The organism is Kitasatospora acidiphila (assembly GCF_006636205.1).
Classification (GTDB): Bacteria; Actinomycetota; Actinomycetes; order Streptomycetales; family Streptomycetaceae; genus Kitasatospora; species Kitasatospora acidiphila.
Genome location: NZ_VIGB01000003.1, coordinates 3,503,462 through 3,515,838 on the forward strand (window position 1 = coordinate 3,503,462; position 12,377 = coordinate 3,515,838).

General features: G+C 73.1%; 5 protein-coding genes, 1 tRNA gene and 2 pseudogenes. 1 reads left to right on the plus strand and 7 read right to left on the minus strand.

Annotated features, from left to right (window positions below; all coding sequences use genetic code 11):
• Positions 1 to 16 precede the first annotated feature (16 nt).
• On the plus strand, positions 17 to 814 hold the full coding sequence (hisN, locus tag E6W39_RS16405) for a histidinol-phosphatase (RefSeq protein ID WP_141634156.1): 798 nt from the start codon (positions 17 to 19) through the stop codon (positions 812 to 814).
• A gap of 15 nt (positions 815 to 829) precedes the next feature.
• Here hisN and E6W39_RS16410 read toward each other — a convergent pair whose 3' ends face one another.
• The 7 genes and pseudogenes from E6W39_RS16410 to E6W39_RS16440 all read right to left on the minus strand — a co-directional run bounded on the left by E6W39_RS16410 (position 830) and on the right by E6W39_RS16440 (position 12,211).
• Positions 830 to 2,578 (minus strand): tetratricopeptide repeat protein, encoded by a 1,749-nt coding sequence (locus E6W39_RS16410; protein WP_141637775.1) that lies wholly within the window; start codon positions 2,576 to 2,578, stop codon positions 830 to 832.
• Between the two features lie 538 nt (positions 2,579 to 3,116).
• A pseudogene (locus tag E6W39_RS44170) lies at positions 3,117 to 3,494 on the minus strand (carbohydrate binding domain-containing protein); the annotation flags it as partial.
• Positions 3,422 to 5,134 (minus strand): glycoside hydrolase family 18 protein, encoded by a 1,713-nt coding sequence (locus E6W39_RS16420; protein ID WP_141634158.1) that lies wholly within the window; start codon positions 5,132 to 5,134, stop codon positions 3,422 to 3,424. The pseudogene E6W39_RS44170 and the gene E6W39_RS16420, both read right to left, overlap by 73 nt.
• A 63-nt stretch (positions 5,135 to 5,197) precedes the next feature.
• Positions 5,198 to 6,769, minus strand: a complete 1,572-nt coding sequence (locus tag E6W39_RS16425; protein ID WP_407658392.1) for a chitinase — start codon at positions 6,767 to 6,769, stop codon at positions 5,198 to 5,200.
• Between the two features lie 130 nt (positions 6,770 to 6,899).
• Positions 6,900 to 8,729 (minus strand): AfsR/SARP family transcriptional regulator, encoded by a 1,830-nt coding sequence (locus E6W39_RS16430; protein ID WP_141634159.1) that lies wholly within the window; start codon positions 8,727 to 8,729, stop codon positions 6,900 to 6,902.
• A gap of 284 nt (positions 8,730 to 9,013) precedes the next feature.
• A tRNA-Met gene (locus E6W39_RS16435) sits at positions 9,014 to 9,087 on the minus strand.
• A gap of 86 nt (positions 9,088 to 9,173) precedes the next feature.
• Positions 9,174 to 12,211 (minus strand): annotated as a pseudogene (locus tag E6W39_RS16440) (UPF0182 family membrane protein).
• Positions 12,212 to 12,377 lie beyond the last annotated feature (166 nt).

Below are 12,377 nucleotides of genomic sequence, written 5' to 3' on the forward strand. Positions count from 1 at the left end.
CGGTACTGTTCGACCCATGGCCGACTACCACGATGATCTCCGCCTCGCCCACGTGCTCGCCGACTCGGCCGACTCGGTCACCCTGGAGCGCTTCCGGGCGCTGGACCTGAAGGTCGAGACCAAGCCCGACCTGACGCCGGTGAGCGACGCCGACAAGGCCGCCGAGGAGCTGGTCCGCTCGGTGCTGCAGCGGGCCCGGCCGCGGGACGCGGTGCTCGGCGAGGAGTTCGGACTGGTCGGCTCCGGGCCGCGGCGCTGGGTGATCGACCCGATCGACGGGACCAAGAACTACATCCGCGGCGTGCCGGTCTGGGCCACCCTGATCGCGCTGCTCGAGGACGGACCGGACGGCGAGCAGCACCCCGTGGTCGGGATCGTCTCGGCGCCCGCGCTGCAGCGGCGCTGGTGGGCCGCCAAGGGGCTGGGCGCGTACGCCGGGCGCAGCCTGGCCAAGGCCGGGCGGATCCACGTCTCCGGGGTGTCCCGGATCGAGGACGCCTCGCTCTCCTACTCCTCGCTCAGCGGCTGGGAGGAGCGCGGCCGGCTGGACCCGTTCCTGGACCTCACCCGGGCCTGCTGGCGGACCCGGGCGTACGGCGACTTCTGGTCGTACATGATGCTGGCCGAGGGCGCGGTGGACATCGCCGCCGAGCCGGAGCTGAGCCTGTGGGACATGGCCGCCCCGTGCATCGTGGTGCAGGAGGCGGGCGGCCGCTTCACCGGGCTGGACGGCATCGACGGACCGAACGGCGCCGACGCGGTGGCCTCCAACGGCCTGCTGCACCAGGAGGCCCTGCGCCGCCTGAGCGTGTAAGGCCCGTAACAGCTGTCAGGCCGTCATTTCCGGGTGCAGCGCGTCCAGTAGGCGGGCGGCCCGCTCGGCCACCTCGGCGGGGCCGTAGTCGGCCGCCCGCCGGCACCAGCTCTCCGCCTGCACCGGCTCGCCCCGCCGCAGCGCCAGCAGGGCGAGCCGCAGCGCGGCCCGGCCGTGCCCGGCGTCGGCGGCCCGGGTGTACCAGAGCATCGCCTCCGGCTCCCGCTCCTGACGGGCCAGCAGCAGCCCCAGGTTGAACGCGGCACTGCGGCTGCCGGATTCGGCGGCGCGCCGGTACCAGCTCTCGGCGATCTCCAGCGCGCCGCGCTCGGCCGCCCGCACACCCATCCGCACCTGGGCCCGGCTGTGCCCGGCGTCGGCCGCCACCGCGTACCAGTGCTCGGCCTGCTCGCCGGCGTCGCCGCGCCGGTCCAGCAGCGAGGCCAGCCGGAACGCGCCCTCGGCGGAGCCGCCCTCGGCCGCCTGCCGGTAGCGCTCCATCGCGGCGGGCAGGTCGCCGCGCTGCTCCTTGGCCACCGCCAGCTGCAGGGCCGCCTCGCCGTGCCCGCCGGCCGCCGCCCGGGCGTACCACTCGTGGGCCTGCTGCTGCTCGCCGCGCCCGGCGTGCAGCACACCGAGGTTGAAGGCGCCGTCCACGCTGCCGGCCTCGGCCGCCTTGGAGAACCAGGGCACGGCTCCCGCCTCGTCGCCGCGTTGCAGCAGCACCACGGCCAGCGCGTTGCAGGCCTCCCGGTGCCCGGCGTAGGCGGCCCGGCGGTACCACTGCTCGGCCTGCGCGTCCCGCCCGGCACCGGCGCAGAGCAGGCCCAGGTTGAAGGCGCCGTTGTGGTCGCCGGCCTCCAGCGCGGCCCGGTACCAGCGCTCCGCGGCGCCGTCCTCGCCGCGCCCGGCGTGCAGCGCGCCCAGGGCGTTGGCCGCGTTGCCGTCCCCGGCCTCGGCCGCCTCCTGCCACCACTCGGCGGCCGACGGCAGGTCGCCGGCGTCCCGCAGCAGGAAGCCCAGCGCGCAGGCGGCGCGCGGCTCGCCGTTCTGCGCCGACTGCCGGTACCAGCGGGCCGCCTCCTCGCGCAGCGCCTGGTCGCCGTCGGCGCGCTGCTCGACCAGCACGCCGAGCCGCAGCGCCGCCCGGGCGTGGCTGCGCACCGCGGCCGTGCGGTACCAGGTCTCGGCGCTCTCCTTGTCGCCGGCTGCCTCGCGCATCCGGGCCAGCCGGTAGGCGGCCTCCCGGTGGCCGGCGTCGGCGGCCAGCTTGAACCAGCGCTCGGCCCGCACGTCGCGCCGGTGCTCCATCAGGTCGCCCAGTGCGTAGGCGCCGAGCGAGTGCCCCTGGTCGGCGGCGACGTGCAGCCAGTACTCGGCGGCCTCCTCGTCGCCCTGGTCGCGCAGGAAGAGGCCGAGGGCGTGGGCCGCCGGGGCGCTGCCGGCCACCGCGGCCTGGCGCCACCACTGGCCGGCCTCGGCCCGGTGGCCGCGCTGGTGCAGCAGTACCCCGAGGTTGTTGGCGGCGGCCCGCAGGCCGGCGGCGGCGGCGCTGCGCAGGTGCGGTTCGGCGTCGTCCAGGTCGCCGCGGCGCAGCAGCAGCACGCCCAGCTGGCTGGCCGCGTTGGGGTCGCCGGCCTCGGCGGCGGCCCGGTGGCGCTGCTCCAGGGCGGCCGACTCGCGGGCGGCGAGCTCGTTCTCGAAGCTCTGCGGGTCAGTGGGGTCCAGCACGGCCGGGGCGCCCGGTTCGGCCGGGTCCGGCATGGTGAGGTCGGCCGGGGCCGGGTAGCGCCCGCCGACCCGGGGCAGCGGGACCGGCTCCAGGCTCTCCGGGCCGAAGCCGGTGCGGGCCAGGCCGCGCTGGGCCGGCACCGGGGCGGTCTCGGTGTCCGTGGTGAACGGCTCGGTGGCGCCGTCGAGGGCGGACGAGCGGGTGGCGTCGGAGCCCGGCTGGTTCCTGCCGATCAGCTTCATGCCGACTCCCACTCCCCCCGAATGCCTGGGCATCGGCCGGGGGCGCACGTCGACTCACGGCCAGTCAACAGCCGTGCCCCGTCCCCCATGTGGTCCATCGTCGCATCACCTGAACACCCGCGTACACCTGCCCGCGCGTTTTTGCCGGGCCGGACCGAAGCCGGCGGGAATTGCTTCAGCGCTTTGTCGACTTCCCGACACTTGCGCCCCACAAACCCCCGTTGTGCAAGCGTGATAGTGCGAGCGTGTACCCATAGTACCGGAAGCTGTGCCACCGCTTATCGATGGCACAGCTCCTGGTGGACAATCAGCTCACGGATCATCAGCCCACAGTGACATCATCCGCGTAGTAAGTGCCCTGTCCGTACCAGCCGTGCAACCAGATCGTCACCGAGGTGACCGAGGCGCCGGTGGTGAACTTGGTCGACAGCCGGCTCCAGTTGGGGCTACTCGTCCAAGTCGAGGTGTCCGCGCCGGAGCCGGTCACCCCGAGGTAGGTGTAGTTGCCCCGCACCCAACCGGAGAGCGTGTAGGTGGTGTTGGGCTTGACCGTGATGGTCTGCGAGCACTGGGCGTCATCCGTCGCACTGGCGGCGCCCGCCAGGGCGTACGAGCCGGAGTGCACCTCAGTGCTCACCACCGCCCCCAGGTTGCCGGTGCAGGTCCAGGGAACCAGCGTGCCGGTCTCGAAGTCGCCGTTGACCACCGGTCCGCCGGGCGGCGGGGGCGGGGTGGTGGTGGGCGGCTGGGTGGTCGGGGGCGCCGTGGTCGGAGGTGCCGTGGTGGGCGGGGCGGTGGTCGGGGCGCGGTGGTGGGCGGTGCCGTGGTCGGCGGGGCGCTGGTGGGCGGGGCCGGACAGTTGGCCGCCGAGCCGCTGGTGTCGTTCACCGCGTCGTTGAAGAGCGTGGCCTTCGGGTCCAGGTCGTAGAGCGAGAACATGAACGAGCCGCCCATGCCGTTGCAGTGCAGGTAGTCGGCCTTGGCCTGGAGCGACTGCGGGTCCTCGCCGGACCAGAAGTTCGTGCCGTCGTAGAAGTACGCGGCCTGCGCGGCCGGATCCCAGAAGGTGTCGGCGGCGTTGTCCACCACGCCGGACAGCTCCTTGTACATCCGGACCCCGGCCACGTTGCCGGAGTCCGCCGCGCCGGGCGCGGGTCCGGTGGCCGTCTGGAACAGCCCGTGGTTGCCGCCGGCCGGCACCCCGGTCCAGCCGCGGTAGTAGAACGGCACGCCCATGTTGAGCTTGCCGGCGGGGAACCCGCCCGGGATGCCGTACTGCGGGTCGCCGACCGTGTACGCCTTGACCGCCTCGTCGATCGAGTACTTGGAGCTGCCGGGGGCGATCGGGTTGGACGGGTCGGAGGGGTTGTCGTAGAGCGGGGTCTGGTGGTTGGTCGGCCCGGTGGGCTCCCAGCCGCCGTGCATGTCATAGGTCATCGGGTCGCCGAACGTCAGGTACTGGCCGATCTTGCCGGTCTCGACGTTGGAGATCTTGTCCTGGCCGGCGGGCAGCGCCGCGGAGAGCGCATAGGTCCTGCCGCCCGTGGCGCCCTGGGCGTTCAGCTCGCTGCGGAACTCGGCGAGCAGCGCGGTGAGGTTCTGCTTGTCGCTCGGCGAGGAGTGGTTGCCGAGGTGGCCGCCGCCGCCCGGGTACTCCCAGTCCAGGTCGAAGCCGTCGAAGATGCCGGCCGCGGTGCCGGTGCCGCCGTAGCCGTTGCGCACCGGCAGGTTGCCCTTGATGAACATGTCGATGCAGGAGGAGACCAGCTTCTTGCGCGAGGCGTCGGTGGCCGCCGCGTCCGAGAAGTACTTGGAGTAGGTCCAACCGCCGATGCTCAGCAGCACCTTGAGGTTGGGGTTCTTGGCCTTCAGCTCCTGCAGCTGGTGGAAGTTGCCGGCCAGCGGCTGGTTCCAGGTGTCGGTGGAGTTGTCCACCGAGTTGCCGTTGGCGAAGGTCTTGCCGTAGTCGGCGTACGAATCCCCGGCGCCGTCACCCGCGTTGGGGTTGTTCTCGTCCTGCGAGGCGGCCGAGTCGGCCTCGAAGCAGGTCAGGTTGACGGGGTCGATGTTCTCGAAGTCGTAGATCAGGTAGGTGAGTTTGCCGGCCTCACCGGTGGTGTCCACGTTCTTCGGGTAGAACGCGTTCTGGTAGACCGACCACTGGTCGTAGTAGGCGACCTTCATGCCGCCCGAGGTGGCCGGCGCGCCCGTGGTGTTGCCGGGCACGGCCGCCGGGGCGCTCGAGGTGGCCTGGGCATGCGCCATGCCCAGCACCGAGAGGGCGCCGCCCAGCAGGAGTCCGGCCGCGGAGGTCACCGCCCAGGCCGTGCGACTGCTTCTGCGCATTCGGTTCTCTTCCTTCTCTCTTCGTGGGGGTGAGAGATACGGGTGAGGGGCCCCGTGCGTCGGTCAGGGCATGCCGTGCAGGTGGCCGCCGACCGAGGTCGCGATGGAATTGCCGTTGCCGGCATCCCAGTTGGTCGACCAGGTCATCGCGCCGCCGATGCCCGGCCAGGTGGTGGGCGGCTTGAAGGAGCCGCAGTTGGAGCCGCTCGCCAGGCAGTCCAGCGCGTTGTCCACCACGCTCGGCGAGACGTAGCCGCTGCCCGCCGCACTGGTGGAGGCCGGCACGCCGATCCCCACCTGACTGGGCGCCAGGCCGCCCTGGAGCTGGATGCAGGCCAGTGCGGTGAGGAAGTTCTCGTTGCCCTCGGCGTAGACGTTGCCGTCGCAGCCGTTCATCGAACCCGAGTTGTAGTACTGGGTGTTGACGATGGTCAGGATGTCCTTGGTGGCCAGCGCCAGCTTGAAGTACTCCATCCCGGTGGACTGCATGTCGATGGTCTGCGGCGCCATGGTGAGCACGAAGCCGCTGCCCACCCGGCTCGCCAGCGAGTGCAGCGCCTGGCTCAGGTAGCTGGAGTTGACGCCGTTCTCCAGGTCGATGTCGACGCCGTCGAAGCCGTACTGCTGGATCAGCGCGTAGGCGCTGCTCGCGAAGGCGGCTGCGGAGGCCGAGTCGCTCACCGAGACGGTGCCGTTCTGGCCGCCGACCGAGAGCACCACTTTCTTGCCGGCCGCGTGCTTGGCGGCGATGTCCGCCTTGAACTGGGCGTCGGTGTAGCCGCCCAGCTTGCTCGACAGCGTCGGGTCCAGGCTGAAGGCGATCTGGCCCGGTGTGGTGGTGGCGTTGGCGAAGGCCACCGCGATGATGTCGTAGGCCGGGTTGACGTCGCTGATCCGCTGGTCGGTGGCGCCGTTGTCGAAGTCCTGCCAGTAGCCGGTCAGCAGGTGCTTGTTGCCGCCCGGGGCGGGGGTGGTGGGCGGCGGCGAGGTGGGCGGCGGCGAGGTGGGCGGCTGGGTGGTCGGCGGGGGCGTGGTCGGCGGCTGGGTGGTGGGCGGTGCCGTGGTGGGGGTCGGCGAGCCGGTGCCGCCCGGGCCGGAGAGCACCAGGTCGTCCGCGCCGTAGGCGCCGGTGCCGTACCAGCCGTGCAGGTAGACCGTGACGCTGGTGGTGCCGGCGCCGGTGGTGAAGCTGGTCTTCAGCTGGTTCCAGGCGGAGTTGCTGCTCCAGGTGGAGGTGTCGGTGGCGCCGGTCCCGCTGTCGCCCAGGTAGACGTAGTCGCCCTGGACCCAACCGCTCAGCGTGTACGTCGAGTCGGGCAGCACCGACACCTGCTGGGTGCACTGCGCGTCGTCACTGCCGACCGGGGTCGCCCGCAGGGCGTAACTCCCGCTGTGCACCGGGCTGGCGACCGCGGTGCCGGAGCCGGCGGTACAGCTCCAGCCGGCCAGGGTGCCGGATTCGAAGCCGGCGTTCTGCAGCAGGTTGGCGGCGTCGGCACCGGCGGCGCTGCCGGTGGTGAGCAGCACCGCGCCGCTCACCGCGACGGCGAAGGCCGCCAGGCCTGCCAACGCGGCTCTGAGCACGGGTCTGCCGGGCGGCTCGTGGCCGTGGATCTGTCTGGTCGCTCGGTGCACGGGTCAGCTCCTTGATCGGCGGATGCGGATGTGGGGGCAGGGAGCATGGGGCACGCACCTCCGGCCTGCTGGTGTGTGGGGGCCTGCAGGGCGGGGGCCGGACTCAGAGTGGACTAGACCAAATGGGCGGTCAAGGGGACTGCCGGGCCCGATGGCATCCGGATTCCATTCGCCGTCCATCCGGCGTCCGCCCGTGCAGAGCGGTCAGCGGGTGCAGTAGCGGCCGCCCGTCCGAGCCGGCCAGCAGCAGTCCGTACTCGACCAGCAGATCCGCGTCCTCCTCGGGCAGCGCGGCCAGCGCCACCGCCAACTCCCCCGGCGCCGACCGGCACAGCCGCCTGAAGGACGCCAAGGCGGCCACCCCGCCCGGCACTCGGCCCAGGCGCTGCTCGGCCGAGCCGAGCGCCTGCACCACTCCCTGCCCGCCCAGCCCGAGTTCGGCCAGGCGGCGGCTCTCGTCCGCCAGCCGGGCGGCCAACGGTCCCAGCCCGCGCCCGGGGCGGGCGGCGGCCCGCGCGGCGGCAGCCCGCACTGCCAGCGGCAGCCCGGCGCAGGCGGCCAACACCCGCTCCTCGCCCGGGCGTTCCGCCGCACCCAGCAGCCGGCGCCAGAGCCGGACGGCCTCCGCGGCGGACAGCACGTCCAGCGGCACGCCGCGAGCTCCCGGCAGTCCGGCCAGCCGCCCGCGACTGGTGGCCAGCACCGCACAGCTCGGCGACCCCGGCAGCAGCGCGGCCAGCTGCCCGGCGTCCGCCACGTCGTCCAGCACCAGCAGCAGCCGGCGCCCGGAACAGAGCGAACGCAGCAGCGCGGCCCGCCGCTCCGGCTCGGCGGGCTGGGCCCGCCGGTCGACCCCGAGGTCCGCCAGCAGCCGACCGAGCAGCGCCCCGGTCTCGCCCGGCGTCCCGTCCGGCTCATGCAGCGCGGCGTACAACTGCCCGTCCGGGAACCGCTCACGCAGCCGGTGCGCGGCATGCACGGCAAGCGCGGTCTTGCCCACCCCGGGCGGCCCGCTGACCACCACCAGCGGCACCGCCCCCGAGCGCCGAGTGCCCCCCAGGCTCCGGGTGACGGCCCGCAGCTCACCGGCCCGTCCAGTGAAGTCCGCTATGTCGGAGGGAAGTTGCGCGGGCAGGCAGAGCTGCGGCGGCCCGGGCGGCGGCCCGGCGGGCTGCTCGAGCGACGGGTCGGAGCGCAGGATCCGCTGCTGCAGCCGGGTCAACTCCCGCCCTGGCTCCAGTCCTTGGCTCTCGATCAGGAGCTGCCGGGTCTGCCCGTAGACCGCCAGCGCCTCGCCCTGCCGGCCGGCCCGGTGCAGCGCCAGCATCAGCAGCGCCCGCAGCCGCTGGCGGGCCGGATGGGCGGCGGCCAGCAGGCCCAGCTCGGCCACCACCTCATGGTGGCGACCGAGCAGCAGGGCCAGCTCGAACCGCTCCTCCACGGCGGCCAGCCGCAGTTCGGCCAGCCGCCCCCGGTGCAGCGCGGCGAACGGCCCGGGCAGCCCGTCCAGTCCGCCGCCGCGCCAGAGCGCCAGCGCCTGGTCGAGCACCGCCAGCGCCTGGTCGGGCGCGCCGGCCGCCCGGCACTCCCGGGCCCGCTGCCGGGCCGCCTCGAAGTCGTGCAGATCGAGCTCGCCCGGGCCGACCGCGAGCCGGTAGCTGGTCCCCCGGGTGGCCAGCAGCCCGTCCAGGGTGCGGCGGGGCCGGTCCGGCTCCAGCACCTGGCGCAGCCGGGAGACGTAAGTGGCCACCAGGCCCGGCGCGGTGGTCCCGGCCCGCGCACCCCAGACCGCCTGCACGATCCGCTCCCGGGCCACCGGCTCGCCCGCCCCGAGCAGCAGCACCGCCAGCACCGCGCGCTGCATCGGCGGCCCCGGATCCACCGCGCGCCCGGCCCGCCGGACCGTCAGCGGCCCCAGCAGCTCGTAGCGGAGCGGCCCGGCCGCTCGCGCCGACTCCATGCCACCCTCCCCTCCGACCCGGGGCGGCCAGTGCCGGGTCGGAGCACACGTTGGACTAGACCAAAGGCGGCGTCAACACACCCAGGGCATCCTTGTCCGGATCGCGACAAAACCAGCGCTCGAACAGATCCAATGCCGGGACGGACCCAGCACCGGGACAGGCCCGGCACTAGGAGAGACCCACTGTCAGGACGGACCCAACGCCAAGACAGGCCCAGCGCCTTGGCGACGGCAACGGAAAACACCGAAGGCCCGGAGGCGAACCTCCGGGCCTTCGGCCTGAGTAGCGGGGACAGGATTTGAACCTGCGACCTCTGGGTTATGAGCCCAGCGAGCTACCGAGCTGCTCCACCCCGCGTCGTTGTGGGTTAACCATAGCACGATCACGGCGGCCCCCGCGCACACCACCCGTCGGGGCGGGAGCGCGAGGGCCCAGCTCAGCGGCTACGGCGAGGGGCTGGCCGACGGGCCGGGGCTGCCCGACGGCGGCAGTGCGGCCGCCGGCCCCGAGCCGGCCGACCCCGGGCTGGCCGTCCCCGAGCCGGCCGGCGCCGCGGAGACGGCGGGCGATGGCGAGGGCGAGGGCGAGGCCGTGGGCGGCGTCTTGCGCTCGGCGGCGCTCGCCTCGTCCAGCGCCTGCTGCATCGCCTTCTGGGCCGCGCCGTACGCCGCCCAGTCGCCCGCCTTGAAGGCGTTCTGCCCGTCCGTGAAGGCCTTGTGGATGTCGTCCAGCGCCTTCTGCAGCGCCGGGTCGACGCCACCTGCTGCCGTCGGCGGCGCGGTCGACCCGCCGCCGGAGCCCGCCGAGGCCCCGGCCCCGCCGGGCGGCGCCACCCCGGTGACCCCGCCGCTGCTCCCGTTGAACAGCCCGGCCAGCGCATCGCGCAGGCTGCCCTCGAACGCCACCGTGTCCGTCCCGTAGACGGCCAACACCTTCTGCAGCACCGGGTACTTGGCCCCGCGCGCCTTGACGTACACCGGCTCCACGTTGAGGAATCCGCCGCCCGCCGGCAGGGTCAGCAGATTGCCGTACTCCACCTCGGAGTCGCCGCCGTTCTTCACCTGGCTGAGCCAAACGGCGGCGCTGCCATTGGAGTTGAACTTCGCCTGCACCTGGTTGGGCCCGGGGTGCCGGAGTCGCTCGGTACCTTGAGGATCCGGATCGTCCCGTAGTCCGGCCCCGGATCGGAGTCCACCGCCATGAAGGCCGCCAGGTTCTCCCGCTTGCTGGGCACGAAGGTGCTGGTCAGCGAGAAGGCGGCGCTCTGGGTGCCGGGCATCCGCACGGTCAGGTAGTACGGCGGCTGCGCCTGGCCGCGGTCGTTGGTCGGGTCCGCCGGCACCTGCCAGATGTCCGTCCCGTTGAAGAAGGAGTTCGGGTCGGTCATGTGGTACGTGCCCAGCAGGTCGCGCTGCACCTTGAACAGGTCCTGCGGGTACCGCAGATGCGGCAGCAGCCCGGCCGGGATCGCGGGGCGCGGCTCGACCGTGCCGGGGAAGGCCTTCATCCAGGTCTTCAGCACCGGGTCCTGGTCGTCCCACTGGTAGAGCGTCACCTCGCCGGTGTAGGCGTCCACCGTGGCCTTCACCGAGTTGCGGATGTAGTTGACCTGGTCGGCGCCGATCGCGCTGCCCCGGCTGCCGCTCAGCGAGTCCCTGGTGGCCGAGCCCAGCGTGGTCTTGGAGGAGAACGGGTAGCCGTCCGAGGTGGTGTAGCCGTCAAGCACCCAGAGCAGCCGGCCGTTCTGCACCACGGGGTACGGGTCGCCGTCGACGGTCAGCCAGGGCGCGACCTTGGCCACCCGCTGCTCCGGGGTGCGGTCGTAGAGCACCCGGGCGCCGCCGCTGATCGCCCCCGAGTAGAGGAGCTGCGGCTCGCCGAACTCCACCGCGTAGGCGGCCCGGGTGATCGGGTCGTCCAGCGAGACCCCGCTGTCGCCCTGGTAGCGGTAGGTCTGCTGGCCGTTGTCCGAGGTGTAGTCGATCTCGTTGTTGGTGCCGCCGACGATGGCGTAGTCGGTGGTCTTCTCGCCGTAGTAGATCCGCTGCTGGTAGGCGCCCAGCGCACCGGTGGCCGGCAGGCCGGACTCGGTGAAGACCGGCTGGCCGCCGGCGTCCACCTGGTTGCCCTTGGCGGCCACCACGCCGTAGCCGTGGGTGTACTTGAAGTGGTCGTTGATCCAGTTGCGCTGCTGCACCCCGCTCAGGTCCAGCTCGCGCACCCCGATCACGGTGTCCTGCACGCCGCCCTGGGCCGTCGGGTAGCGGTCGACGTCCAGGGTGCCCGGGAAGCCGTAGTAGGAGCGCTGCTGCTCCACCTGCTGGAAGGTCGGCGAGACGATGTTGGGATCGAGCAGCCGGATGTCCGCGATGGTCCCCGCGTCCGGGGCCAGCGCGGTGGCGTCCGCGGACTTGGCCGGGGCGGACTGGCTGGTCTGCACGCCGGAGATGCCGTACGCCTGCCGGGTGGCGTCGATGTTCTGCCGCAGGTACGGCGTCTCCTTGGCCTGCTCGTTGGGCTTGACCTGGAACTGCTGCACGATCGCCGGGTAGAGCCCGCCGATCAGCACGGCGGAGAGCACCATCAGGCCGAAGCCCAGCAGCGCCGGCGCCCAGGTGCGCCGCACCGGCGTGAGGAAGAACAGCACGGCGCAGATCAGCGCCACGCAGCACAGGATGGTCTTGGCCGGCAGATAGGCGTTGGCGTCCACGTACCGCAGCCCGGTGTAGCCGGCGACGCCCTTGTAGGCGCCGGTCTTCACCGCCAGCGCGTACCGGTCCAGCCAGTAGCCGACCGCCTTCAGCAGCACGAAGATCCCCAGCAGCACCGCCAGCTGCCCCTGCGCCCCGGCGCTGGCCCGCCGCCCGGGCCCCTGCAGCCGCAGGCCCCCGTACAGGTAGTGCACCAGCAGCGCGCCCAGCACCGAGACCACCACCACGCTGAACGCGAAGGCGAGCAGGAACTGGTACCACGGCAGGTCGAAGGCGTAGAACGCCACGTCCAGGCGGAACTGGCTGTCCCGCACCCCGAACGGCGTGCCGTTGGTCCACAGCAGCCACAGCCGCCACCGCCCGGCGGCCGCCCCGCCCGCGACCAGGCCGATCAGCAGCGAGACGCCCAGCAGCAGCCGGCGGCGGTGGGGCACGATGCCCATCCGGTAGCGGTCCAGGTTCTGCTGCTCCGGCGACATCGCCGACAGCGGCGGCCGCAGCCGGTACGCCAGCCACATGCTGAGCGCGCAGGTCGCGGCCATCACCAGCCCGAACGCGCCGAACAGCCCCAGCTCGACGGCCAGCCGGGTGCGGTAGACCGAGGAGTAGTGCACGGACCGGAACCAGAGCCAGTCCGTCCAGACGCCGGCGAACACCACGAACGCCAGGAAGACCGCGAGCAGCGCGGCCACCGTCAGCAGCAGGGCCTTGGCGCGCCGGGACGGCGGGCCGACCCGCGGCCGGAACGCCGGTCCGCCGCGGTCGGGCATCTGGAAGACCAAGGTGGCACCTCTGCTGTTGTGAGCGGTTCGTCCGGCGGGCCCACCGAACCCGGCGCCCCACCGTTACGCAACTTAATCAGGGTTTTCCCGAGTTCCCGGGCCGCGCCCCGATGGGCCCCCGGTGCGTCCCGGCAGCGCGGACGGCATGTGAGGA

Bases quoted from the DNA above. Each gene is read 5' to 3' on its own strand.
- hisN (WP_141634156.1), top strand. From the start codon at position 17: ATGGCCGACTACCACGATGATCTCCGCCTCGCCCACGTGCTCGCCGAC.
- E6W39_RS16410 (WP_141637775.1), bottom strand. From the start codon at position 2,578: ATGCCGGACCCGGCCGAACCGGGCGCCCCGGCCGTGCTGGACCCCACT.
- E6W39_RS16420 (WP_141634158.1), bottom strand. From the start codon at position 5,134: ATGCGCAGAAGCAGTCGCACGGCCTGGGCGGTGACCTCCGCGGCCGGA.
- E6W39_RS16430 (WP_141634159.1), bottom strand. From the start codon at position 8,729: ATGGAGTCGGCGCGAGCGGCCGGGCCGCTCCGCTACGAGCTGCTGGGG.